We start from the raw sequence: 24,208 nt of genomic DNA on the forward strand, positions 1-24,208 counted from the left end.
GGACCAGGTCACGCAGGGTGATGCCCGGTTGCAGCTTGCCCTTGAAGCGCACCAGTACCGACTCCGGCATATCCAGCGGCATGACGCCGGTGGCTGCGGCGAAGGCGACCAGGCCGGAACCGGCCGGGAAGGAGATACCCATCGGGAAGCGGGTGTGCGAGTCGCCACCGGTGCCGACGGTGTCCGGCAGCAGCATGCGGTTCAGCCAGCTGTGGATGATGCCGTCGCCCGGACGCAGGGACACGCCGCCGCGGGTCATGATGAAGTCCGGCAGGGTGTGGTGGGTGGTGACGTCGATCGGCTTCGGATAAGCCGCAGTGTGGCAGAAGGACTGCATCACCAGGTCAGCGGAGAAGCCCAGGCACGCCAGGTCTTTCAGTTCGTCACGGGTCATCGGGCCAGTGGTGTCCTGGGAGCCGACGGTGGTCATCTTCGGTTCGCAGTAGGTGCCCGGACGGACGCCTTTGCCTTCCTGCAGGCCGCAGGCGCGGCCAACCATTTTCTGCGCCAGGGTGAAGCCCTTGCCGCTATCAATCGGGGATTCCGGCTTCTTGAACAGGGTGGACGGAGCCAGGCCCAGCTCGGCGCGGGCTTTCTCGGTCAGGCCACGGCCAACGATCAGCGGGATACGGCCGCCGGCGCGAACTTCGTCGAGCAGGACGTCGGTTTTCAGCTGGAAGCTGGTGACCAGCTCGTCGCTGCCATGACGGCGGACTTCGCCTTTGATCGGGTACACGTCGATGACGTCGCCCATGGCCAGGTTGCTGCAATCGAATTCGATCGGCAGGGCGCCGGCGTCTTCCATGGTGTTGTAGAAGATCGGGGCGATCTTGGTGCCGAAGCAGAAACCGCCAGCGCGCTTGTTCGGCACGTTGGGGATGTCGTCGCCGAAGAACCACAGTACCGAGTTGGTAGCGGATTTACGGGAAGAACCGGTACCGACCACGTCACCGACGTAGGCAACCGGGAAGCCTTTGGCTTTCAGGGCTTCCATCTGCTTGATCGGGCCAACGGTGCCCGGAGCGTCCGGGTTGATGCCGTCGCGGGCCATTTTCAGCATGGCCAGGGCGTGCAGCGGGATGTCCGGGCGGGACCAGGCGTCCGGCGCCGGCGACAGGTCGTCGGTGTTGGTTTCGCCGGTGACCTTGAATACGGTCAGGGTGACTTTTTCCGGAACGGCAGGGCGGTTCTGGAACCACTCGCCTTCGGCCCAGGAGGCCAGTACGGCTTTGGCGTTGGCATTGCCGGCCTTGGCTTTCTCGGCGACGTCGTGGAAGGCGTCGAACATCAGCAGGGTGTGCTTCAGTTGCTCGGCGGCAACGGCGGACAGCTCGGCGTTGTCCAGCAGCTCAACCATGGTGGTGATGTTGTAGCCACCTTGCATGGTGCCCAGCAGCTCGACGGCGCGGGTCTTGCTCAGCAGCGGGGAGCTGACTTCGCCCTTGGCCAGGGCAGAGAGGAAACCGGCCTTGACGTAGGCGGCTTCGTCCACGCCAGCAGGTACGCGGTTGGTGATCAGGTCGACCAGGAAGGCTTCTTCGCCGGCCGGAGGATTCTTCAGCAGCTCGACCAGGCCTGCGGTTTGTTCGGCGTTTAGCGGCTGGGGCACGATACCCTGAGCGGCACGCTCTGCTACGTGTTTGCGATAGGCTTCAAGCACAGTTTTTACCCTCATCAGTGGTTGCGAGGTGGCTCGCAACGCTCATCCAGAAAACCATCGCACACTGCGCTTCAGCGCTTTTTGAGCGCCTTGGCCGGTGTGTCGATAGCCTCATACAAGAAGCTGTTTTCAAAGTTTTACGCCGCAGGAACATGGGCGATGAGGGCTGACGCGGGGTTCGAGCGAGGCTCTGGCCCTGCGTCAACGTCGTTCCTGGCGGATTAACTGTGCTCGTGACGCTTTGAAAACAGCTTCTGACGGACATCGACGCCTAAAATGGCGGTCCGATTCTACTGGAACAAGACGCTAAAGTTAAGCGCAAAGCCCGATGCGACTGGCCTGCTGCCCTGCGACCAAGGTCGAGGTGCGCGAGTCGGCAAACGTCTGTCCGGTCAGGGTGACCCTGTCGGTGTAAGCGGCTAATATGGCCTGCCTGTTTCCGTGTCCTGCCTTTCCCGCCATGTCCAATCAGCGCATCAAGACGCCCTGCGTCGGCCTCTGCTCCACGGTTTACGGCGATCTCGTGTGCCGCGGCTGCAAGCGTTTCCACCATGAGGTGGTGAATTGGAACCTGTATGGCGAGGAAGAGAAGCGCGCGGTCTGGCGGCGCCTGGAGATCCTCCTGGTGCAGGTGATGCAGGGCAAGCTGGAAGTCTTCGATGCCCAGCGCCTGCGCGCGCAGTTGGAGCAGCATCAGGTGCGTTTCGTGCCGGAGCAGTCGGTCTATTGCTGGGCCTATCAGCTGATCGCGCGGGCCTCGCGGGTGATCAACCGACTGGATGCTTACGGCGTGGCGCTGCTGCCGGAGTTCCGCGAGTGGGCGCTGCCGGAGCTGCGCGAGGCCATCGATCGCGAATTCTTCCTGCTCTCCGAAGCGCACTACGAGCGCTATATCGCCCCCCGCTTTCTCCTTGAAGGGATGGAAATCCGCGTTTAGCCCGGCACCGGCCAGCAGGGCCGGTGCCGCTCGTTGGGTCAGGCGGCTCGGTGCCCAGCAAACTCGGTCTGTTGGGCGTCTGCCGTATGGGGTTTGAGAATCAGCATGTCGCTGTTCAGGCGATCCAGCACTGCCTCAGCTGTGTTGCCGATCAGTAGCCCTGACAGACCGTGGCGGGCGACAGTCCCCAGTACTGTCACGGCCGCCTCCAGTTGCAGGGCGATTCGCGGAATTAGAGCCTTGGCCGGGCCTTCGCCGATATGCAACTGCTGCTCGGGCAGTTCGTACTCATTCTGGAACCATTGGCACTGGTCATGGCAGTGGCTGGCGCTAGCCTGGTCAATGGGGGCGCTCGGGTCGGCTTGCAACAGGGCTGGATCGTAGGCGCTGACTACATGCAGGCGGGCGCCGAACAGCTGGCACAGTTCGTTGGCGTGGTCCATGACATTGCCTTGCAGGGCCAGGTGTGCCGCATCCTGATGCTCTACATCCATGGCCGCCAGGACAGTGCCGCCGGCCCAGGGGCGAGGGTTTTGCACCAGCAACAAGGGCACGGGCGACTGGCGGATCAGCTGCCGGTCGTCGGGTGAAGAGAACAGCTTGCCGAGCAGCTCCTCGGGCTGATGCTGCTTGATCAGCAGGTCGCAGTTCTGGGCGTGGCAGGCGGCGAGAATGGCGTCGCAAACCTGATGGGCGGTCACCCGGGCCTGCTCGCCGTGGGCGCGTAGACCCAGGCGATGCAAGCTGGCCAGCTGCTGATCGAGGAGTTCGCGACGCTCCATTTGCTGGTCACAGACCAGCAAATGGAGCTCGGCGCCCAGCGTCAGGGCCAGTTGCTGGCCGCGTTGCAGGGCCAGGCTGTCCTGGAGCGGAGGTATGACTACCAGGATTTTCTGTATCGAGCGCATGGCAATCTCCTGCTTGTTCATGAAGCCTGATTGCGGACGAGATCTGCCGCCTTGTTGCAAGGCAGAAAGGCGGCAGATCCTGTTCGCAGTAGCGGTTGGTTGGCAAACGGGTGTCGAGTGCAAGTCTCCAGTGGTATCGAGGCGTCAGTGGCGGGTGGTCAGCTCTTCCAGATCGTGGATGACGTCACTGGGTTTGAGCACCAGGACGTCGCTTTCAAGGGCATCCAGCACGGTTTCGGCGGTGTTGCCGAGCAGCGCGCCGGACAGGCCGCTGCGGCCCACGCTGCCGAGGATGGTGAGTGCCGCGCCAAGCCGGTGGGCAATCCCGGGGATCAGCACCTCGGCCGGCCCCTCCTCGATGTGCAGGTACTCGTCACTGATCTCGAACTCGTCCTGATAGGCCTTGCACTGCTCGTGATAGAAGGCCTGGATTTCCTCCTTGAGCTGGAAGATGGGGTCTCTTGCCGACAGCATGGGATAGGGGTGGGCGCTCATCATGTGCAGGCTGGCGTTGGTCCGCATGGCGAGATCGTGCCCGTGACTGAGGATGCCGACCTGCAGCAGGCGGTGCTCGACGTCGTCACTGCCGGCATCGATGGCCGTGAGGATGGTGCCACCCATCCACGGGCTGGTGCTCTTGGCCATCAGCACGGGGCAGCTGGATTGGCGCAGCAGTTGCCAGTCCTCGGGGGTGAGCAGGGACTTCTTTAGCGGATTGTCCTTGTGCTGCTGCTTGATGACCAGAGCGCAACCTTCGGCTTGCTGGACTGCCAGAATGGTCTTGCAGGCATTGTCGTGCCAGGCCTGCTCGGCACTGACCTCGTAGCCCTCCTGGGTAAGCCCTTCCTGTACGGCGTGCAGCGCGTGGGAGTGGCCGTTGGTCTTGGCGCATACCAGCAGGTGCAGGTGGGAGTGAGTGATGTCGGCAATCTGCCTGGCCTTGGCCAGGGTCAGTTCGACGGGTTGTTGTGGGTCCATTACCACGAGCGTGTTGTGAATGGCTTGCATGGCGCCTCCCTGTACATTGAGTACGTTTTTTCTTGGGGATGGCGCGGGCGACCCAGCCCGTTGTGGCGACAGGGTGGACGTGCGCGTCGACGGTCTACTGGCGACGCTCGATTCTCGGCAGCTTCAGGCTGCTGCGCGGCTGAGGCGGCTGCTACCCACTGCGCTGATGGTAGTTCCGGCGACTGGCTTCGCGCCTATCTGGGGAAGCGGGCGTGGCACACCCCGGCTGGCCGCAAGGCAGTGACCAGTCGGACCATGGAAAGACCTGCCGTACCCCGGGCTCTTGATGGGAGTGCTGGCGCGCGGCAGCTTGCTGCTGTCCGCGTACTCCAGAGTTCCCACCACTTGCCGAACTCCACGGGATACTCGATGGTGGTCGCTTATCGGCGTCGTGGGGCTGCTTGCGAGACTGCGATGTGCGGGTCTTACCGCTGGATTATTGAGTATGGTGATTTTTTGGCGACAGGGCGGGTAGCTCGTCGCCCAGGTCAGTCCAATTGCGTCTAGACCCTAACGCGACAAGGTATATGGGCGGGCGCTGGCGCGCCCGTCCCATGGTTCAGTGCTGGGCGACCAGCTCTTCCAGGTGGGCGATGATTTCGTCCGGCTTGAGTACCAGTACGTCGCTTTCCAGGGTGTCCAAGATCACTTCCGCGGTGTTGCCGATCAGTGCCCCGGACAGGCCGGTGCGAGCGATGGTGCCGATCACGGTGACCACGGCCTTGAGCTTTTCGGCGGTGTAGGGGATCAGTACGTCGGCCGGGCCTTCCTCGATGTGCAGACGGTCGTCGCTGACTTCGAACTCGGCCTGGAAGGCCTTGCACTGTTCGCGGTAGCGCGCCTCGATGGTTTCCTTGAGCTGGAAGGTCGGGTCGGCGGCCGAGAGCATGGGCGAGGGGTGTGCGCTGATCACGTGCAGGGTGCCCTTGGCCAGGGCGGCGATGTCGTAGCCGTGGCTGACGATGCCGGAGTGCAGGGTGCGGTGCTCGGCATCGCTGTTGCCCACGTCGACGGCGGCGAGAATGATGCCGCCGGTCCAGGGGGTGTCGGTTTTCACCATCAGTACCGGGCCTGGGCAGTAACGCAGCAGTTTCCAGTCATCCGGGGTGAGGATGGCCTTCTTCAGCGGGTTGTCCGGGAAGTGCTGCTTGATCACCAGGCCGCAGCCTTCGGCCTGCTGCACGGTGATGATGGTCTGGTAGAGGTTCTCGTGCCAGCACTCCTGGCTGCTGACGCTGTAGCCTTCCTTGATCAGGCTGTCGCGGGTCTTGTCGAGGAGGGCAGTGTGCTCCTGCTTCTTGTCGCAGATCAGCAGATGCAGATGGGACTGCGTTACCCCGGCAATCAGCTTGGCGCGTTTCAGTGCCAGGCACTCTTCTTGTTGCGGGTCCATCACCACCAGAATGCTGCGAATAGCTTGCATGACCGTCTCCCTGAACATGGATGCTTATCTATGGATTCACTATAACCGGGCGGTCGTGGGGTCGGTCTTGACCTGTATCACGACATCACTGGCCCTGTGCGCCACCACTCGTATAATGGCGCGCCCTTATCCTGTCTGCCAGCCTTGAACGCATGCGTACCGAAATCCTGTTCGTGATGACCGAAACCGATTCATTCCCGTTTCCGCCGGCGCCTGGCGTTTGCGGCGCCTTGCACCGCGCAGGCCCGCGGCGCGGTGGTGCGGCATGAACTTTCCCGAGATTGCCGACTTTCTCGGCTGTGCCACGCCGCAGGCCTGGGTCAGTGCAGCCCTGGCCGATCAGGAAGTCCTGCTGATCGACCACAAAAACTGCGAATTCAAGGCCGCTTCCACGGCCTTGAGCCTGATGGCTAAGTACAGCAGCCATGTCGACCTGCTCAATGCCATGTCGCGCCTGGCCCGCGAGGAGCTGGTGCATCACGAGCAGGTGCTGCGCATCATGAAGCGGCGCAAGATAGCTCTGCGCCCGGTGTCGGCCGCCCGCTATGCCTCGTCGCTGCGCGCCATCGTGCGCACCCATGAGCCGCACAAACTGGTCGATACCCTGGTGGTCGGCGCCTTTATCGAGGCGCGCTCCTGCGAGCGCTTCGAGGCATTGCTGCCGCACCTGGACGAGGAACTGAGCAAGTTCTACGGCGGCTTGCTCAAGTCCGAGGCGCGGCACTATCAGGGCTACCTGAAACTGGCCTACCAGTACGGCGAGGCGGCGGATGTCGATCAAACCGTGGCGCGAGTGCGGGCGGTCGAGCAGGAGCTGATCGAGTCGCCGGATCGCGAGTTCCGCTTCCATAGCGGGATTCCACCGCTCCAGTAGGCACCGGGCGAGTCGGTCTGCGACTGGCCGCCTCCCGTTTGCCGTAGCCTTGAACCGATGGCTCGAATCGCAGGCATAAAAAAGCCGGACACTAGGTCCGGCTTTTTTATGCGCGTGGGGCTCAGGCCTGTGGCTTGAGCTCTTCGGCGTCCTGCTGCTCGGCGGTTTCAGTCAGGGCTTCGGCGCTTTCCTGCGCTTGCGGCTCGGCGTCGACTGCAACCGGTTCTGCTGCGGCTGGCGCGGCTTCAACCATGGCTTCGCTCACGACTGCTGCCGGGGCTTCTGCTTGCGCTTGGGCAGCGGCTGCTGCTTCGGCGGCCAGACGCTCGGCTTCGCGCTGACGGCGACGCACTTCACGCGGGTCGTTGGGCGCGCGACCGCCGCTGCTGACGACCGGGGCGGTGTCGGTGTCGGTGGCAGGGTTGCTCGTTTCGGCAGCTGCGGCAACCGGCGCGGCCTCGACGGCGGCGGCTTCGACCACCACCGGCTCAACGACTGCCGGCTCAGCAGCTACCGACTCAGCGGCTGCTGGCTCGGCTGCGACTGTCGGGGCTGCTTCGGCTACAACTTCTTCCACGACTGCCGGGGCTTCGCTGGCGGTGGCAACGGCCTCGACTGCTGGCTCGGTTGCGGCTTCGGCTTCGCTAGCGGCCGGTTCGGCGCTCGCCACTTGCGTGCTGAACGCTGGGCTTTCCACTGCTTCGGCACTGGCGCTTGGCGCTTGCGGCTGTTGCTCGGCTGCCGGGCTGGCGGTGCCGTCCAGAGCGGCTACTGCCACCGTGGCGACGCCGGCGGCAACCACGCTTTCGGCACCTTCTTCGGCGCTTTCTTCGCTGCCTTCGATCAGGTTGCCGTCGGCATCACGCTGACGCTCGCGACGGTTGCTGCGGCGACGCTGGCCACGGGAGCGGCGACGGGGGCGATCGCCACCTTCGCTGTCGTCCTGGCCGTCTTCCTGCTGTTCGGCATTCTCCAGCACTTCCTCTTCGGCTGCGGCAGCAGCCTGTTCGGCGCGTGGCTGGCGCTCTTCACGCGGCGGACGTGGCTGACGCTCCTCGCGTGGCTTGCGCTCGACGCGCTCCTCGCTGCGGATTTCGTCGCCGGCGGCGGCATCCAGCGGCTCGCGCAGCTCGCGGGTGCGGCGCTCTTCGCGGGGCTCGCGGGCTTCGCGCGGCTGACGCTCGCGACGGTTTTCCTGGCCTTCGCGGGCTTCGCGTGGCTGGCGCTCTTCGCGTGGCTCACGTGGCTCGCGCACTTCACGCGGTTGGCGTTCCTCGCGCGGCTCGCGTGGCTCACGGGCTTCGCGCGGCTGGCGCTCTTCACGTGGCTTGCGTTCTTCGTCGCGGCCATCACGGCTGCCACGGCTGCCACGGTTACCGTCGCGACGGTTCTGCTGGCGACCGCTGTTGCGGCGCTCGTCAGTGCGCGGCTTGCGCTCGGCGGGCTTCTCTTCGACTACCGGGGCGGCGGCTTCTTCCTTGCCGGCGAACAGGCTGACCAGCGACTTGACCAGGCCCTTGAACAGGCTCGGTTCCGGGGTCGGCGCGACCGGGGGCAGCGGGGCGGCCGGGGTGGTCGGGATCGGCGCGGCAGCACGCTGCGGGGTGGTCTTCAGGGCGGCTTCCTGGCGCACCAGGGTGCGGGTGGCCGCGGCCGGCTGAGCGTCTTCGACTTCGGTCGGAGTCATCTCGTAGCTGGATTGGCCGGTCTGCACTTCCGGGCTGTCATCGCGCAGACGCTGCACTTCGAAGTGCGGAGTCTCCAGATGGTCGTTCGGCAGGATGATGATGCGTGCACGGGTGCGCAGCTCGATCTTGGTGATGCTGTTGCGCTTCTCGTTGAGCAGGAAGGCGGCAACCGGGATCGGCACCTGGGCGCGAACCTCGGCGGTGCGATCCTTCAGGGCTTCTTCTTCGATCAGGCGCAGGATGGCCAGCGACAGCGATTCGACGTCGCGGATGATGCCCTGACCGTTGCAGCGCGGGCAGACGATGCCGCTGCTCTCGCCCAGGGACGGACGCAGGCGCTGACGGGACATTTCCAGCAGGCCGAAGCGCGAGATGCGGCCGACCTGGACGCGGGCGCGGTCGGCTTCCAGGGCTTCGCGGACTTTCTCTTCCACGGCGCGCTGGTTCTTGGCCGGGGTCATGTCGATGAAGTCGATGACGATCAGGCCGCCGATGTCGCGCAGGCGCAGTTGGCGGGCGATTTCTTCGGCCGCTTCCAGGTTGGTCTGCAGGGCGGTTTCTTCGATGTCGCTGCCTTTGGTGGCGCGCGCCGAGTTGATGTCGATGGACACCAGGGCTTCGGTCGGGTCGATGACGATGGAGCCGCCGGACGGCAGCTTCACTTCGCGCTGGAAGGCGGTTTCGATCTGGCTTTCGATCTGGAAGCGGTTGAACAGCGGCACGCTGTCTTCGTACAGCTTGATCTTGCTGGCGTACTGCGGCATGACCTGCTGGATGAAGGACAGGGCTTCGTCCTGGGCTTCGACGCTGTCGACCAGCACTTCGCCGATGTCCTGGCGCAGGTAGTCGCGGATGGCGCGGATGATGACGTTGGATTCCTGGTAGATCAGGAACGGCGCGGCGCGATCCTGCGAGGCATCCTTGATTGCGGTCCACAGCTGGATCAGGTAGTCGAGGTCGAGTTGCAGTTCGTCGCTGCTACGGCCGAGGCCTGCGGTGCGCACGATCAGGCCCATGTCGCCCGGGGCGTTGAGGCCGTTCAGCGCTTCACGCAGTTCGTTGCGTTCTTCGCCTTCGATGCGGCGGGAGATGCCACCGGCACGCGGGTTGTTCGGCATCAGCACCAGGTAGCGGCCGGCCAGGCTGATGAAGGTGGTGAGGGCGGCGCCTTTGTTGCCGCGCTCTTCCTTCTCGACCTGGACGATGACTTCCTGGCCTTCCTTGAGCACTTCCTTGATGTTGACGCGGCCGCCTTCGGGCGACTTGCTGAAGTATTCGCGGGAGATTTCTTTCAGGGGCAGGAAGCCGTGGCGCTCGGCGCCGAAGTCGACGAAGGCAGCCTCGAGGCTGGGCTCGACACGGGTAATGCGGCCTTTATAGATGTTGGCCTTCTTCTGCTCGCGGGCGCCGGATTCGATATCCAGGTCGTAGAGCTTCTGGCCGTCTACCAGGGCGACACGCAACTCTTCGGGTTGAGTTGCGTTGATCAGCATTCTTTTCATGTTGTACCAATGGTTTCCGGGGCTGCCGGAAACGGCGGTTGGCACACACGACTCTCACGGTCGGTGTCAGGGCGCGTCAGGAATGGGCGTAAATCATTCCAGTGTCTAGCAACCGTTGGCCTGTGGCGGTTGGGTTGCGACGACGCTCCTGCTTGCTGTGGTGACAGAAGCACTCAGTCAGGGGAGGAATCAACCAGTCGCTGCGGACGATAATGACGCGTCTTGTAAAGCCTGTTGCTACGCAGTCCGACGGTTGTGCATCTCCACCCTACACGTATCGCTAAAATCGGGTGCCGCTCGCAGAATCCGCAGCGGGTTAGCATTTTCCGCAAGCTTCCGAGGGAGGCTTGCGCGTCTATGGCTCAAGGCGTTGTTTCCGGGATTTTCGCGCTCTTGTGCGGCGAAAATCCCGTCGGACGGCCTCACGTCCTGAATGGGTTGCGCTCGGCAGGGATGCTTGTGTAGTCGGTCATCCGCTGGCCGGTCCGCTTTTGGCGGCGCTCCCGAGCATATCAGCAATGATTAAGTGCTTCAATTCAATAAAAAATTGTTATGATCGCCAGCATGACTACTCCTGCCTCTCCAACCTCCGGCGTCCAGCTGATTGAGGTTGCGCCGGATCTTGCCGGCCAACGAATCGACAACTTCCTGCTCGCGCGCCTCAAGGGCGTGCCGAAAACCCTCATCTATCGCATCCTGCGCAAGGGCGAGGTGCGGGTTAATAAAGGCCGGATAAAACCCGAATACAAACTGCAGGCGGGCGATGTCGTGCGCGTCCCGCCGCTACGCCTGCCGGAGCGTGACGAGCCGGTGCCGCTGGCGCAGAGCCTGCTGGAGCGCCTCGAGGCGGCCATCGTCTATGAAGACAAGGCGCTGATCGTGCTGAACAAGCCGGCCGGCATTGCCGTGCATGGCGGCAGCGGCCTGAATTACGGGGTGATCGAGGCTTTCCGCCAGTTGCGCCCGGATGCCAAGGACATCGAGCTGGTCCATCGCCTGGATCGTGATACCTCCGGCCTGCTGATGATCGCCAAGAAGCGCAGCATGCTGCGCCACCTGCACGAGGCGCTGCGTGGCGATGGCGTGGACAAGCGCTACATGGCGCTGGTGCGCGGCAACTGGCCGACGGCGAAGAAGAAGATCAGCGCGCCGCTGCTGAAGAGCAACCTGCGTTCCGGCGAGCGCATGGTCGAGGTCAATCCGGAGGGCAAGGAGGCCTTGACCGTATTTCGCGTGCTGCGCCGCTTCGGCGAGTTCGCTACCCTGGTCGAGGCCAGCCCGATCACCGGGCGCACCCACCAGATCCGGGTGCACGCCAAGCATGCCGGGCATTCGATTGCCGGCGATTCCAAGTACGGCGATGACGACTTCACCCGCGAGATCCGCGAGCTGGGCGGCAAGCGCCTGTTCCTGCATGCCTATGCGCTGAAGATCAGCCTGCCGGAAGGTGGCGAGCTGCAGCTGGAGGCGCCGGTGGATGAAATGTGGGCGCGGACCCTGGAGCGTCTCGGTGCGTGATTATCGACTGCTGATCTTCGACTGGGACGGCACGCTGGTCGACTCGATCGGTCGCATCGTCACGGCCATGCGCCGGGCGGCCGATCTCTGCGGCCTGCCCCAGCTCAGCGATGCGGCCATCAAGGGCATCATCGGTCTGGGGCTGCCCGAGGCGATTCGCACCCTGTATCCGGAACTTGACGAGCATGCGCAGATCGAACGCTTCCGCGAGGGCTACAGTGCGCAGTACCTGCTGCTGGAGGATCAGCCGTCGGCGCTGTTTCCCGGAGTGGCCGAGTCGCTGGAGGCCTTTCGTGCCGATGGCTATCGCCTGGCGGTGGCTACCGGCAAGAGTCGTCATGGCCTGCAGCGCGTGCTGCAGGGGCGCGGCTGGCTAGACTACTTCGACATTACCCGCTGCGCCGATGAAACGGCGAGCAAGCCGCATCCGCTGATGCTGCAGGAGATCCTGGGGCATTTTGCCCTGCAGCCGCAGCAGGCGCTGATGGTTGGCGATTCGGCCTTCGACCTGCAGATGGCGCGCAATGCCGGCATGGATTCGGTGGCGGTGGGCTTCGGTGCGCAGCCGCTGGACAGTTTGCGGGCCTACGGGCCGCGTCTGGCGATCAATGAGTTTTCCGAGTTGCGTACCTGGTTGGGTGCGCATGCACATGAACAGACGGCTGGAGTGGGCGAGTATGTCGGATGAATGGAATGCATCGGCCGCTGGCAATGGCGACGATCGGAGCTGGAAACTGCTGGAGAAGACCCTGCTGGCTGGCGTGCAGGAGCAGCGGCGCGCGCGGCGCTGGGGGATTTTCTTCAAGACGCTGACCTTCATTTATCTGTTCGGCGCGCTGGCGCTGTTCACGCCGAGCTTGAATCTGCAGCAGGGTTCAGCGCGCAGCGAAAACCATACGGCGCTGATCGAGATCCGCGGCATGATCATGGCGGACGAGGCGGCCAGCGCCGACAACGTCGTCAGCAGCCTGCGCGCGGCCTTCGAGGACGCGAAAACCAAGGGCATCGTGCTGCGCATCAACAGCCCGGGCGGCAGTCCGGTGCAGTCGGGCTACATCTATGACGAGATCAAGCGCCTGCGCGCCGAGCATCCGGACATCAAGGTGTATGCGGTGATCAGTGATCTAGGGGCTTCCGGCGCCTATTACATCGCCAGTGCGGCCGACCAGATCTATGCCGATAAGGCCAGCCTGGTCGGCTCCATCGGAGTGACTGCGGCCACCTTCGGCTTTGTCGGGGTGATGGAGAAGGTCGGCGTGGATCGTCGCGTCTACACCTCGGGCGAGCACAAGGCCTTCCTCGATCCGTTCCAGCCGCAGAAGGCGGAGGAAACCCAGTTCTGGCAGGGTGTGCTGCAAACCACTCACCAGCAGTTCATCGACAGCGTGAAGAAGGGGCGTGGCGATCGCCTCAAGGCGGCCGAGCATCCCGAGTTGTTTTCCGGGCTGATCTGGTCGGGTGAGCAGGCGCTGGAGTTGGGCCTGGTCGATGCCCTGGGCAGCAGCAGTTTCGTTGCGCGCGAAGTGATCGGGGCGAAGGAGATCGTCGACTACACCCGCGAGGAGACGCCTTTCGACCGTTTTGCCAAGAAGCTCGGTGCCAGTGTGGCCGAGCATCTGGCGGTCTGGGCGGGCTTCCAGGGGCCGGCGCTGCGCTGAGTGCTCCGCTGATAAGAGAAGCCCGGCTTGCCGGGCTTCTTTATATGGGGTCAGGGAATGCTGATGCCTTCCTCGTGCAGCATGCCGATCAGGCGGATCAGCGGCAGGCCGATCAGGCTGGTGGCGTCGTCACCTTCGGTGGCGCGGAACAGGCTGACGCCGAGGCCTTCGGCCTTGAAGCTGCCGGCGCAGTCGTAGGGTTGTTCGAGTTCCAGATAGCGACTGATCTGGGCTTCGTCCAGCTGGCGAAAATGCACGGTGAAAGGGATGCAGTCGACCTGGCAGTGGCTGCTGGCGCTGTTGAGCAGGGCCAGGCCGGTGAGGAAGGTGACGCTGGCGCCGCTGGCGGCCAGCAGCTGCTGCTTGGCTCGCTCGAAGTCGTGCGTTTTGCCGAGTATCTGTTCGCCCAGTACGGCGACCTGGTCCGAGCCGATGATCAGGTGCTGCGGATAGTCTTCGCTCAGGGCGCGCGCCTTGGCTTCGGCCAGGCGACGCACCAGGGCTTCGGCGCGTTCTCCCGGCTGCGCTGTTTCGTCGATGGCCGGCGCGCTCCAGGTAAAGGGTCGGTGCAGGCGTGCCAGCAGTTCGCGGCGATAGGCTGAGCTTGAGGCGAGCACCAGGGGCTGCATGGGTTTCTCCGGGGCAAATGAGCGAATTTTAACGGCTTGCCCATTGGGCGCACAGGGCGGAATTTCCTTTGACAGCGCCAGGGTGCATCCCTAGAATGCTGCGCCTATGTTGAATGGACCGATTCCACCCCACGTTGATCCGCGCAAACTCGCTGATCGCGGCGTTACCCTCGAAGGGTCGATGCCGTTGGCTAGTTTCGAGCGTCTCTGCGAGTCGCTGGCAGATAATGCCGGTACTGTGCACGCGAAGCTGGCCTTCGTGCGTGGCGAGCGACGTGCTGTGAGCATTCACAGCGAGCTCAAGGTTGAGGTCAAGATGATTTGCCAGCGTTGTCTGGAACTGGTCGTGCTGCCGATCCAAAGCGAGTGTGATTACGCGGTGGTGAAGGAAGGTGCGGATACCCAGTCGCTGCCCAAGGGCTATGACGTGCTGGAAGTGGGGGAGGATCCTTTGGATCTGATGGCGCTGGTCGAAGACGAGCTGTTGCTCGCTCTGCCCATCGTCCCAGCCCATGCCCATGAGGATTGCCAGCAGCCGGCCGGTCTCGAAGAGCCCGAGTCGAGCGAGGACGAGGTACCGCGGTCCAACCCGTTCAGTGTATTGGCGCAGTTAAAGCGTGACCCAAACGTTTAGGAGTTAATCAGTTATGGCTGTTCAGCAGAACAAAAAATCCCGCTCTGCCCGCGACATGCGTCGTTCCCACGATGCCCTCGAGGCCAGCACTCTGTCCGTCGAGAAGAGCACCGGTGAAGTTCACCTGCGCCACCACGTATCTCCGGAAGGCGTATACCGTGGTCGCAAAGTGATCGACAAGGGCGCCGACGAGTAATCCTTGTCCGCTCCGTTGATCGCGATTGATGCAATGGGTGGGGACTTCGGTCCCCACTGCATTGTTCCAGCCAGCATCGCCTGTCTGGCCGAATTCCCCTCGCTACACCTGGTCCTTGTCGGCCAAGCCCCCATCCTCGAAGACCTGATCGCCCGGCATCCTGCTGTGGATCGCGCACGCCTGCATGTCGAGCATGCTAGCGAGGTGATCGGCATGGATGAGCGGCCCTCGCAGGCTCTGCGCGGCAAGCCCGATGCCTCCATGCGGGTGGCGCTGGAGCTGGTGCGCAGCGGGCGGGCCAGGGCCTGCGTCAGTGCCGGCAATACCGGGGCGCTGATGGCCTTGTCGCGCTATGTACTGAAAACCTTGCCCGGCATCGATCGGCCGGCGATGGTCAGCCCTGTGCCGACGGCGACCGGCAGCTGCCAGCTGCTTGATCTGGGCGCCAATGTTGACTGCAGTGCCGAGCATCTTTACCAGTTCGCGGTCATGGGTTCGGTGGCCGCCGAGGCCCTGGGTGTGGTTCGCCCGCGCGTGGCGTTGCTGAATGTCGGCACCGAAGAGGTCAAGGGCAACCAGCAGGTCAAGCTGGCCGCCAGCCTGCTGCAGCAGGCCCGGGGTTTGAACTACACCGGTTTCATCGAGGGCGATGGCTTGTACCGAGGCGAGGCCGATGTGGTGGTGTGCGACGGCTTCGTCGGCAACATCCTACTCAAGTCCAGCGAAGGCCTGGCGTCGATGATCTCGGCGCGCATCGAGACCCTGTTCCGCGAAAGCATTGCCACGCGCCTGGTCGGCAGCATGGCGCTGCCGTTGTTGCGGCGCCTGCAGACCGAGCTGACGCCGGCGCAACATAATGGCGCGAGCTTTCTCGGGTTGCAGGGCATCGTGGTCAAGAGCCATGGTGCGGCAGGCGTGGAGGGCTTCCAGAGCGCCATTCGTCGGGCTTTGCTCGAAGTGCGCGAAAATCTGCCGCAGCGCCTGCATGGCCGTCTCGAAGACCTGTTGCTCTGAGATCGGCTTGCTTTTTTCGTCTGCGTGACCCGCTAGTCATCGCGGCGGCGGGGCTCGTCCAGGCCGAACATCGCGCAAAAGCTGTGGTCTGGTCTGTGACCGCGAGTTTTTCCGGATCATCCAATCTGCAGTCCAACGCTGGCCTGGCCAGTTTCACCTTCTCCCATTGCTCAGTAGATAAGGGAAAGTTCCGATGTCTAACTCCCTCGCATTTGTCTTCCCCGGCCAGGGCTCGCAGTCGCTCGGCATGCTGGCCGAGATCGGCGCGCAACAGCCGCTGATCCGCGAGACCTTTGCCGAAGCCGCCGATGCGCTCGGTTACGACCTCTGGGCCTTGAGCCAGCAGGGTCCGGAAGAACGTCTCAATGAAACCGACAAGACCCAGCCGGCGATTCTGGCGGCTTCCATTGCCCTGTGGCGCCTGTGGCTGGCCGAGGGTGGGGCGCGTCCGGCCTTCGTCGCCGGGCACAGCCTGGGTGAGTATTCGGCCCTGGTCGCTGCCGGCGCCATCGAGTTTCGCGACGCGGTCAAGCTGGTCGAGCTGCGTGGCCAGCTCATGCAGCAGGCCGTGCCGGCCGGGCAGGGCGGCATGGCGGCGATCCTCGGCCTGGAAGATGCCGATGTGCTGGCGGCCTGTGCCGAGGCGGCCCAGGGTGAAGTGGTCAGCGCGGTGAACTTCAATGCCCCGGGGCAGGTGGTGATCGCCGGTGGCGCGGCTGCCGTCGAGCGCGCCATCGAAGCCTGCAAGGCGCGGGGCGCCAAGCGTGCCATGCCGCTGCCGGTCAGCGTGCCGTCGCACTGCGCGCTGATGCGCCCGGCGGCGGAGAAGTTCGCCGATGCCGTGGCCGCCCTGGCCTGGCAGGCTCCGCAGATTGCTCTGGTGCAGAACGTCAGCGCCGCCGTGCCGGCCGATCTGGAGACCCTCAAGCGTGACCTGCTGGCGCAGCTCTACAGCCCGGTACGCTGGGTGGAGACCGTGGTCCTGTTGGCCGAGCGTGGCGTCACCGACCTGGTCGAATGTGGTCCGGGCAAGGTGCTGGCGGGCTTGAACAAACGTTGCGTCAAAGGCATCAATACCCACAATCTGGAGACCCCGGACGCCTTTGCGGCGGTTCGTGCGGCGCTGGTTTGATTAAGCAAGGAGAGACCTCTATGAGTCTGCAAGGCAAGGTTGCACTGGTAACGGGCGCTAGCCGTGGCATCGGCCAGGCCATCGCTTTCGAACTCGGCCGCCAGGGCGCCGTGGTGATCGGTACGGCGACTTCGCCGGCCGGCGCCGAGCGTATCGGCGAGGCGCTCAAGGCCAATGGCATCCAGGGTGCCGGCCTGGTACTGGATGTCGGCAACGACGAATCGGTCAGCGCCGTGCTGGAGCAGATCCAGAAGGAATTCGGCGCGGTGGCCATTCTGGTCAACAACGCCGGCATCACCCGCGACAACCTGATGCTGCGGATGAAGGACGAAGAGTGGTTCGACGTCATCAATACCAACCTCAACAGCCTGTTCCGCCTGTCTAAGGCCGTGCTGCGCGGCATGACCAAGGCCCGCTGGGGGCGCATCATCAGCATCGGCTCGGTGGTCGGCGCCATGGGCAATGCGGGGCAAGTCAACTATGCTGCGGCCAAGGCCGGCCTGGAAGGCTTCAGCCGTGCCCTGGCGCGCGAAGTGGGTTCCCGTGCCATTACCGTCAACTCGGTGGCCCCGGGCTTCATCGATACCGACATGACCCGCGAGCTGCCGGAAGCCCAGCGCGAAGCGCTGCTGACGCAGATTCCCCTGGGCCGTCTGGGCCAGGCGGAAGAAATCGCCAAGGTGGTCGGTTTCCTCGCTTCCGACGGCGCAGCCTATGTAACCGGTGCGACCGTGCCGGTGAATGGCGGCATGTACATGAGTTGAATGTGACTCGAGCCTGCGGGAAATTGTCATAAAAGCTGTCTAAAGTTCGTTACAAAAGTGCAACCAGCAGTAGACGGCGCTGTGAACTGTTTCGGAAGGGCTCGGCGTTTGGCTTGAAAGTTAGAAAACCCTTTCTATACACTGCGGCTCAGCTGCACGGATTTTTTCCATAGGAGTGAAAACTAGACATGAGCACCATCGAAGAACGCGTCAAGAAAATCGTCGCCGAGCAACTGGGCGTTAAAGAAGACGAAGTTACCAACAGCGCTTCCTTCGTCGAAGACCTGGGCGCCGACTCCCTTGACACCGTCGAGCTGGTGATGGCTCTGGAAGAGGAATTCGAGACCGAGATCCCGGACGAGCAAGCCGAGAAGATCACCACCGTTCAGGAAGCCATCGACTACATCAACGCCCACGGCTGATTGATCGTAATCGACGGTTTTCGGACCCGGAAAAGCCGCACTGCCCCTCACGAGGCGTGCGGTTTTTCTTTAATGGGCCGGCACGTTTCAAACAGAACAAGAGGATTTCGCTGTGTCGCGTAGACGCGTTGTGGTTACCGGTATGGGCATGCTGTCGCCGTTGGGCGTCGATGTGGCGAGCAGCTGGCAGGGCATCCTGGCCGGTCGCAGTGGCATCGGCCTGATCGAGCATATGGACCTTTCCGCCTTTTCCACCCGTTTTGGCGGCTCGGTGCGGGGCTTCAATGTCGAGGAGTACCTGAGTGCCAAGGAGGCGCGCAAGCTCGACTACTTCATCCAGTACGGCCTGGCGGCGAGCTTTCAGGCGATGCGCCATTCCGGTCTGGAAGTCACGGACGCCAACCGTGAGCGCATCGGCGTGGCCATGGGCTCGGGTATCGGCGGCCTGACCAATATCGAGAACAACTGCAAGTCACTGATCGAACAGGGGCCGCGGCGCATTTCGCCGTTCTTCGTGCCCGGCTCGATCATCAACATGATTTCCGGCTTCCTGTCGATCCACCTGGGTCTGCAGGGGCCCAACTACGCCATCGCCACCGCCTGCACCACCGGCACCCACTGCATCGGCATGGCGGCGCGCAATATCGCCTATGGCGAAGCCGACGTGATGGTTGCCGGTGGCGCGGAAATGGCCACCAGTGGCCTGGGCATGGGCGGTTTCGGCGCCGCGCGTGCGCTGTCCACCCGCAACGACGACCCGGCACGGGCCAGTCGGCCGTGGGACAAGGGCCGCGATGGCTTCGTCCTGTCCGATGGCGCCGGTGCCCTGGTGCTCGAGGAGCTCGAACACGCCAAGGCCCGTGGCGCGACCATCTATGCCGAGCTGGTCGGTTTTGGCATGAGCGGCGACGCCTACCACATGACTTCGCCGCCGGAAGACGGTGCCGGCGCCGCGCGCTGCATGAGCAATGCGCTGCGCGATGCCGGCTTGAACTCCGACCAGGTGCAGTACATCAATGCCCACGGCACCTCGACCTCGGCCGGCGACAAGGCCGAGGCTTCGGCGATCAAGTCGGTATTCGGCGAGCAGGCCTACAAGCTGGCGGTCAGTTCGACCAAGTCGATGACCGGTCACCTGCTGGGCGCGGCGGGCGCCGTCGAGGCGATCTTCAGCGTGCTGGCGATCCGCGACCAGGTGGCGCCGCCAACCATCAACCTGGATGAGCCGGACGAAGGCTGCGACCTCGATTTCGTCGCGCACCAGGCCAAGGCCATGCCGATCGACGCGGTACTGTCCAACTCCTTCGGCTTTGGCGGCACCAACGGCTCGCTGGTGTTCCGCCGGTTTGCCGGCTGATGCTGAGCTGGGTCGACGGCCAGCCGGCGGCGCAGCTGTCTGTGCTGGACCGTGGCCTGGCCTACGGCGATGGTCTGTTCGAGACGATCGCCGTGCGCAGCGGGCGGCCGCGTCTGCTGGCCCGCCACCTGGCGCGTCTGGGCGATGGCCTGCGGCGTCTGCGTCTGCCGCTCGATCTCGGCGAGCTGGAGCCTGAGCTGCTGGCCTTCTGTGCCGAGCTGGGCGAGGGCGTCGCCAAGTTGCTGGTCACCCGCGGCGAGGGTGCGCGCGGTTATGCGCCGCCACAGCCCACGCAACCCCGCCGTATCCTGCTCGCCAGCCCCATGCCGGCCTACCCGGCAGAGCATGCCGAACGGGGCGTGCGCCTGTTTCCCTGCGCTACGCGCCTGGCCGAGCAGCCGCTGCTGGCCGGACTCAAGCACCTCAACCGTCTCGAGCAGGTCCTGGCCCGCAGCGAATGGCAGGACCCGGCCTATGCCGAGGGGCTGATGTGCGATGGCGCCGGGCGGGTGATCGAGGGCGTCTACAGCAACCTGTTCCTGGTCAAGGATGGCCGCCTGCTCAGCGCCGACCTGTCGCGCTGTGGCGTGGCCGGGGTGATGCGCGCCGAGGTGCTGGAGCAGGCCGCCGTATTGGGGATTGCCGTGCAGGTGGGCGATATCAGCCGCGCCGATCTGCTGGCCGCCGATGAGGTGTTTCTCTGCAACAGCCTGTATGGCATCTGGCCGGTGCGCGAGCTGCAAGGGCACGACTGGTCGGTCGGGCCGTTGACCCGTAAACTGCAGGGCATTATCCGCAGTCTTCTGGATTCCTGATTCGTGATACGCAAGCTTTTGCTGCTGCTCGCCGCAGGCGTGCTGCTGCTCGTGGTATCCCTGGCGCTGGCCGCCTGGCGTCTGCAATCGGCGCTGGAGCAGCCGCTGCAGCTGAGCGAGGCGCGCCTGCTGAATGTCGAGCCCGGAGCCACTCCCGGTGGCCTGCTCAACCAGTTGCAGGCCGACGGGGTGCTCGATGGCGCCTTCTGGCTGCGCCAGTACTGGCGCTTCAAGCTGCCTGGCCAGGCTCTGCACAGCGGCGAATACCGCCTGCTGCCCGAACACAAGGCGCGCGATCTGCTGGGGCTGTGGCAGCGGGGCGAGGTGGTGCAGTACAGCCTGACCCTGGTTGAGGGCTGGAGCTTTCGCCAGGTGCGTGCCGCCCTGCGCCGGCAGAGCGCCTTGCAGCAGAGCGTGGCCGTGCTCGACGACGCCGCCTTGATGGCCAAGCTGGGGCAGCCGGGCGTCAGCCCCGAGGGGCGTTTCTTTCCCGATACCTACCGCTATGTGCGCGGCATGAGCGATTTCGAGCTGCTCAAGCAGGCCTATGCCCGTCTGGATCTGGTGCTGGACGAGGAGTGGCGCAAGCGTGCCGAAGGGCTGCCGTACCGCAAACCCTACGATGCCCTGATCATGGCCTCGATGGTGGAGAAGGAGACCGGGGTGCCGGAGGAGCGCGGGCAGATCGCCGGGGTCTTCGTCCGCCGTCTGCGCAGCAGCATGCGCCTGCAGACCGACCCGACGGTGATTTTCGGCCTGGGCGAGCGCTACAACGGCAACCTGACCCGCGCCCACCTGCGCGAGCCCACGCCCTACAACACCTACACCATCGACGGCATGCCACCGACGCCGATTGCCCTGGTCGGGCGCGAGGCGATCCATGCCGCGCTGCATCCGGTCGACGGCAAGAGCCTCTACTTCGTCGCCCGCGGCGATGGCAGCCATGTATTCTCCGACACCCTGGAGCAGCACAACCGCGCGGTGAGCGAATACCAGCTCAAGCGCCGTGCCGACTATCGCTCCAGCCCCGTGCGCCAATAAGGATCATCCGTGAGCGGTCTGTTTATCACCCTTGAAGGCCCCGAAGGCGCCGGCAAAAGCACCAACCGCGAATACCTCGCCGAGCGCCTGCGCGAGCAGGGCATCGAGGTGCTGCTGAGTCGCGAGCCGGGGGGCACGCCGCTGGCCGAGCGCATCCGCGAGCTGCTGCTGACCCCCAGCGATGAAGCGATGGCCGCCGACACCGAGCTGCTGCTGGTGTTCGCCGCGCGCGCCCAGCACCTGGCCGAAGTCATCCGGCCGGCCCTGGCCCGTGGCTGCGTGGTGCTCTGCGATCGCTTCACCGATGCCACCTATGCCTATCAGGGCGGTGGGCGCGGGCTGTCCGTTGCGCGCATCGCCACCCTGGAAAACTTCGTGCAGGGCGAGCTGCGTCCCGACCTGACCCTGGTCTTCGACCTGCCGATCGAGGTCGGCCTGTCCCGCGCCGCCGCCCGCGGGCGCCTGGACCGCTTCGAGCAGGAAGGGCGCGGCTTCTTCGATGCGGTGCGCCACACCTACCTGCAGCGCGCCAAGGCTGCGCCGGCCCGCTACCGCGTGTTGGATGCGGCGCAGTCGCTGGCCGGCGTGCAGCAGTCCATCGACCGGCTGTTGCCGGAAATCCTGGAGCGTTGCCGTGGCTGAAGCCTACCCCTGGCAGCAGGCCCTGTGGCAGCAGCTGGCCGGACGCCAGCAGCATGCCCACGCCTACCTGCTGCACGGCCCGGCCGGCATCGGCAAGCGCCACCTGGCCGAGCGCCTGATGGCGCTGCTGCTGTGCCAGCGACCGACCGGCCTGGAGGCCTGCGGCCAGTGCAAGGGTTGCCACCTGCTGGCGGCCGGCAGTCACCCGGACAACTACATCCTCGAGCCGGAAGAGGCCGACAAGGGCATCAAGGTCGACCAAGTGCGTGATCTGGTCAGCTTCGTGGTGCAGACCGCCCAGCTCGGCGGGCGCAAGGTGGTGCTGCTGGAGCCGGTGGAGGCGATGAACATCAACGCCGCCAACGCCCTGCTCAAGAGCCTGGAAGAACCGGCCGGCAATACCGTGCTGCTGCTGGTCAGTCACCAGCCCAGCCGGCTGCTGCCGACGGTGAAGAGCCGCTGCGTGCAGCAGGCCTGTCCGCTGCCCGATCAGGCCAGCAGCCTGGCCTGGCTGGCCGAGGCCTTGCCCGAGTGCGGCGAGGGCGAGCGCGGCGAGCTGCTCGTCCTCGCCGGTGGTTCGCCGCTGATGGCGCGGCGCCTGCACCAGCAGGGTGTGCGTGAACAGCGCGCGCTGGTGGTCGAGGGGGTGAAGAAACTGCTCAAGCAGCAGGCCAGCGCCAGCCAGCTGGCCGAGGCCTGGAAGACCCTGCCGATGGCCATGCTGTTCGACTGGTTCTGCGACTGGACGCAGGCCATGCTGCGCTATCAGCTGACTCAGGACGAAGAGGGCCTGGGCCTGGCGGATATGCGCAAGGTGGTGCAGTACCTGGCGGGCAAAACACCGCAAACGCGGGTGCTGGCGATGCAGGACTGGCTGCTGCAGCAGCGCCAGAAAGTCCTGAATAAGGCCAATCTGAACAGTGTCTTGCTTCTCGAAGCACTGCTGGTGCAGTGGGCAAGCCTGCCTGGACCGGGCTAGAATCGAAAATTGGATAGTTTGCTAGGAATGCCGCATGAGCTTGCCACCCAATCTTGGACCGCGTAACGGAATCCTGTCCCTGACCATCAAGGACAAGTCCGTGCTCTACGCCGCCTATATGCCCTTCATCAAGAATGGCGGCTTGTTCATTCCCACGGCCAAGAGCTACAAGCTCGGTGACGAGGTGTTCATGCTGCTCAACCTGATGGACGAGCCGGAGAAGATCCCGGTGGCCGGCAAGGTGGTGTGGATCACCCCGAAAGGTGCCCAGGGCAACCGGGCCGCCGGGGTTGGCGTGCAGTTCAACGATGGTGACAACACCGCGCGCAACAAGATCGAAACCTACCTGGCCGGTGCGCTGAAGTCGGATCGTCCGACCCACACCATGTAAGCCAAACCGTATGACTCTGCGCCACCCGCGAGGGTGGCGTTTTCGTTTGAGTGGTATGCCCATGCTGATCGACTCCCATTGCCACCTCGACCGCCTCGACCTGACGGCCCACGGCGGCTCGCTGGATGCCGCCCTGGATGCGGCCCGTGCCCGTGGGGTGCAGCACTTCCTGTGCATCGGTGTCAGCGCGGAGAATGCCGCGGCGGTCAAGGGGCTGACCGAGCGCTACGCCGATGTCGATTGCTCGGTCGGCGTCCATCCGCTGGATCTGCAGCCGGGCGCCGCGCCGGTGCTGGACTGGCTGCTGGCCGAGCTGAACCACCCGCATGTGGTGGCCATCGGTGAAACCGGCCTGGACTACCACTACGAGCCGGAAGCCGCCGAACTGCAGCAGGCATCCTTCCGCCTGCATCTCGAGGCTGCCCGGCAGACCGGCAAGCCGGTGATCGTGCATACCCGCGAGGCGCGGGCCGACACCCTGGCCCTGCTGCGCGAGGCGGCATTGCCCCAGGCCGGCGTGCTGCATTGCTTCACCGAGGACTGGGAGATGGCCAGGGCCGCGCTGGACCTGGGCTTCTACATCTCGCTGTCCGGCATCGTCACCTTCCGCAATGCGGATGCCCTGCGCGAAGTGGCGCGCAAGGTGCCGGCCGATCGCCTGCTGGTGGAGACTGACTCGCCTTACCTGGCGCCGATTCCCTACCGCGGCAAGGCCAACCTGCCGCAATACGTGCGCGAGGTGGCGGAGTTCCTGGCCCTGGTCCGCGGCGAACGCTTCGAGGATCTGGCCGCGCAGACCAGCGCCAACTTCAAGCGTCTGTTCCCGCTGGCACGGGTGGCCTGAGAACCTGTTTACGATCTCCTGACTCGCGGCCATACCGCGTTAAAAACGGCCTCGGCAAGCCGCTTGCGGCTAACGCGCTTTAGCGCGACCCGAAGGGCGAGTGAAAAGAGTCATGCTCATTTACAGCTCGTAAACTGCGCTTCCTCGGCCGTTTTGACCAGCCAGAGGCTGT

General features: G+C 64.5%; 24 protein-coding genes. 18 read left to right on the forward strand and 6 right to left on the reverse strand.

Annotated features, from left to right (window positions below; genetic code table 11):
• Positions 1-1,660, reverse strand: a 1,660-nt coding sequence (locus F3I16_RS20595; protein ID WP_160495399.1) for a bifunctional aconitate hydratase 2/2-methylisocitrate dehydratase, incomplete at its 3' end; no start/stop codon positions are given.
• A 460-nt stretch (positions 1,661-2,120) separates the two neighbouring features.
• Here F3I16_RS20595 and F3I16_RS20600 point away from each other — a divergent pair.
• Positions 2,121-2,597, forward strand: a complete 477-nt coding sequence (locus F3I16_RS20600; RefSeq protein WP_160495400.1) for a DUF1289 domain-containing protein — start codon at positions 2,121-2,123, stop codon at positions 2,595-2,597.
• 38 nt (positions 2,598-2,635) lie between these two features.
• On the opposite strand, the gene F3I16_RS20605 is transcribed toward F3I16_RS20600, so the two are convergent.
• From F3I16_RS20605 to F3I16_RS20615, 3 genes are all read right to left on the reverse strand, one after another.
• Positions 2,636-3,565, reverse strand: a complete 930-nt coding sequence (locus F3I16_RS20605; protein WP_160495401.1) for a universal stress protein — start codon at positions 3,563-3,565, stop codon at positions 2,636-2,638.
• An 84-nt stretch (positions 3,566-3,649) separates the two neighbouring features.
• A complete protein-coding gene (locus F3I16_RS20610; protein ID WP_160495402.1) occupies positions 3,650-4,513 on the reverse strand; it encodes a universal stress protein in 864 nt (287 codons plus the stop codon).
• A gap of 559 nt (positions 4,514-5,072) precedes the next feature.
• On the reverse strand, positions 5,073-5,936 hold the full coding sequence (locus F3I16_RS20615; protein ID WP_160495403.1) for a universal stress protein: 864 nt from the start codon (positions 5,934-5,936) through the stop codon (positions 5,073-5,075).
• A gap of 265 nt (positions 5,937-6,201) precedes the next feature.
• Here F3I16_RS20615 and F3I16_RS20620 point away from each other — a divergent pair, with 265 nt between their 5' ends.
• Complete coding sequence (locus F3I16_RS20620; RefSeq protein ID WP_160495404.1) at positions 6,202-6,810, forward strand: tRNA-(ms[2]io[6]A)-hydroxylase; 609 nt, start codon at positions 6,202-6,204, stop codon at positions 6,808-6,810.
• Between the two features lie 121 nt (positions 6,811-6,931).
• Here the strand turns inward: F3I16_RS20620 and rne are convergent, their stop codons facing one another.
• Positions 6,932-10,000: a ribonuclease E gene (gene rne / locus F3I16_RS20625; protein ID WP_160495405.1), complete on the reverse strand. Its 3,069-nt coding sequence runs from the start codon at positions 9,998-10,000 to the stop codon at positions 6,932-6,934.
• A 564-nt stretch (positions 10,001-10,564) separates the two neighbouring features.
• On the opposite strand from rne, the gene rluC reads away from it, so the two are divergent.
• The 3 genes from rluC to sppA are packed head-to-tail and all read left to right on the forward strand — an operon-like array spanning position 10,565 to position 13,176.
• A complete protein-coding gene (gene rluC, locus F3I16_RS20630; protein WP_160495406.1) occupies positions 10,565-11,518 on the forward strand; it encodes a 23S rRNA pseudouridine(955/2504/2580) synthase RluC in 954 nt (317 codons plus the stop codon).
• Complete coding sequence (locus tag F3I16_RS20635) at positions 11,478-12,206, forward strand: HAD-IA family hydrolase (RefSeq protein WP_178116700.1); 729 nt, start codon at positions 11,478-11,480, stop codon at positions 12,204-12,206. The genes rluC and F3I16_RS20635 overlap by 41 nt, the downstream gene beginning before the upstream one ends.
• A complete protein-coding gene (gene sppA, locus F3I16_RS20640; protein WP_160495408.1) occupies positions 12,196-13,176 on the forward strand; it encodes a signal peptide peptidase SppA in 981 nt (326 codons plus the stop codon). Before F3I16_RS20635 ends, sppA begins: the two co-directional genes overlap by 11 nt.
• A gap of 50 nt (positions 13,177-13,226) precedes the next feature.
• Here the strand turns inward: sppA and F3I16_RS20645 are convergent, their stop codons facing one another.
• Entirely contained in the window at positions 13,227-13,805 is a 579-nt protein-coding gene (locus F3I16_RS20645; protein ID WP_160495409.1) for a nucleoside triphosphate pyrophosphatase, read from the reverse strand.
• Between the two features lie 106 nt (positions 13,806-13,911).
• On the opposite strand from F3I16_RS20645, the gene F3I16_RS20650 reads away from it, so the two are divergent.
• The 13 genes from F3I16_RS20650 (at position 13,912) to F3I16_RS20710 (ending at position 24,036) form a co-directional block, all read left to right on the forward strand.
• Complete coding sequence (locus F3I16_RS20650; protein WP_160081371.1) at positions 13,912-14,439, forward strand: YceD family protein; 528 nt, start codon at positions 13,912-13,914, stop codon at positions 14,437-14,439.
• Positions 14,440-14,452: 13 nt separating this feature from the next.
• Positions 14,453-14,635 carry a 50S ribosomal protein L32 gene (gene rpmF / locus F3I16_RS20655; protein WP_003245185.1) on the forward strand — a complete coding sequence of 61 codons (183 nt, stop codon included), beginning with the start codon at positions 14,453-14,455 and terminating at the stop codon, positions 14,633-14,635.
• 3 nt (positions 14,636-14,638) lie between these two features.
• Positions 14,639-15,649 (forward strand): phosphate acyltransferase PlsX, encoded by a 1,011-nt coding sequence (plsX, locus tag F3I16_RS20660; protein WP_160495410.1) that lies wholly within the window; start codon positions 14,639-14,641, stop codon positions 15,647-15,649.
• Between the two features lie 193 nt (positions 15,650-15,842).
• Positions 15,843-16,781 carry an ACP S-malonyltransferase gene (gene fabD / locus F3I16_RS20665; RefSeq protein WP_160495411.1) on the forward strand — a complete coding sequence of 313 codons (939 nt, stop codon included), beginning with the start codon at positions 15,843-15,845 and terminating at the stop codon, positions 16,779-16,781.
• A 20-nt stretch (positions 16,782-16,801) separates the two neighbouring features.
• The gene (gene fabG, locus F3I16_RS20670; RefSeq protein ID WP_160495412.1) at positions 16,802-17,545 is read left to right on the forward strand and encodes a 3-oxoacyl-ACP reductase FabG; all 744 of its coding nucleotides are present in this window, start codon (positions 16,802-16,804) and stop codon (positions 17,543-17,545) included.
• 188 nt (positions 17,546-17,733) lie between these two features.
• Positions 17,734-17,967, forward strand: coding sequence for an acyl carrier protein (gene acpP, locus F3I16_RS20675; protein WP_160081363.1), 234 nt, complete (start codon positions 17,734-17,736; stop codon positions 17,965-17,967).
• Between the two features lie 112 nt (positions 17,968-18,079).
• Positions 18,080-19,324, forward strand: coding sequence for a beta-ketoacyl-ACP synthase II (gene fabF, locus F3I16_RS20680; protein ID WP_160495413.1), 1,245 nt, complete (start codon positions 18,080-18,082; stop codon positions 19,322-19,324).
• Positions 19,324-20,139: an aminodeoxychorismate lyase gene (gene pabC / locus F3I16_RS20685; protein ID WP_160495414.1), complete on the forward strand. Its 816-nt coding sequence runs from the start codon at positions 19,324-19,326 to the stop codon at positions 20,137-20,139. Before fabF ends, pabC begins: the two co-directional genes overlap by 1 nt.
• A gap of 3 nt (positions 20,140-20,142) precedes the next feature.
• Positions 20,143-21,180 carry an endolytic transglycosylase MltG gene (gene mltG / locus F3I16_RS20690; protein WP_160495415.1) on the forward strand — a complete coding sequence of 346 codons (1,038 nt, stop codon included), beginning with the start codon at positions 20,143-20,145 and terminating at the stop codon, positions 21,178-21,180.
• A gap of 9 nt (positions 21,181-21,189) precedes the next feature.
• Positions 21,190-21,822, forward strand: coding sequence for a dTMP kinase (gene tmk, locus F3I16_RS20695; protein ID WP_160495416.1), 633 nt, complete (start codon positions 21,190-21,192; stop codon positions 21,820-21,822).
• Positions 21,815-22,801 carry a DNA polymerase III subunit delta' gene (locus tag F3I16_RS20700; protein ID WP_160495417.1) on the forward strand — a complete coding sequence of 329 codons (987 nt, stop codon included), beginning with the start codon at positions 21,815-21,817 and terminating at the stop codon, positions 22,799-22,801. The genes tmk and F3I16_RS20700 overlap by 8 nt, the downstream gene beginning before the upstream one ends.
• Before the next feature lie 34 nt (positions 22,802-22,835).
• On the forward strand, positions 22,836-23,192 hold the full coding sequence (locus F3I16_RS20705) for a PilZ domain-containing protein (protein WP_110682561.1): 357 nt from the start codon (positions 22,836-22,838) through the stop codon (positions 23,190-23,192).
• A gap of 61 nt (positions 23,193-23,253) precedes the next feature.
• Positions 23,254-24,036: a TatD family hydrolase gene (locus tag F3I16_RS20710; protein ID WP_160495418.1), complete on the forward strand. Its 783-nt coding sequence runs from the start codon at positions 23,254-23,256 to the stop codon at positions 24,034-24,036.
• The last annotated feature ends 172 nt before the right edge of the window (positions 24,037-24,208 follow it).

Origin of the sequence: Pseudomonas sp. L-22-4S-12, assembly GCF_009799935.1 — a bacterium.
GTDB lineage: Bacteria > Pseudomonadota > Gammaproteobacteria > Pseudomonadales > Pseudomonadaceae > Aquipseudomonas.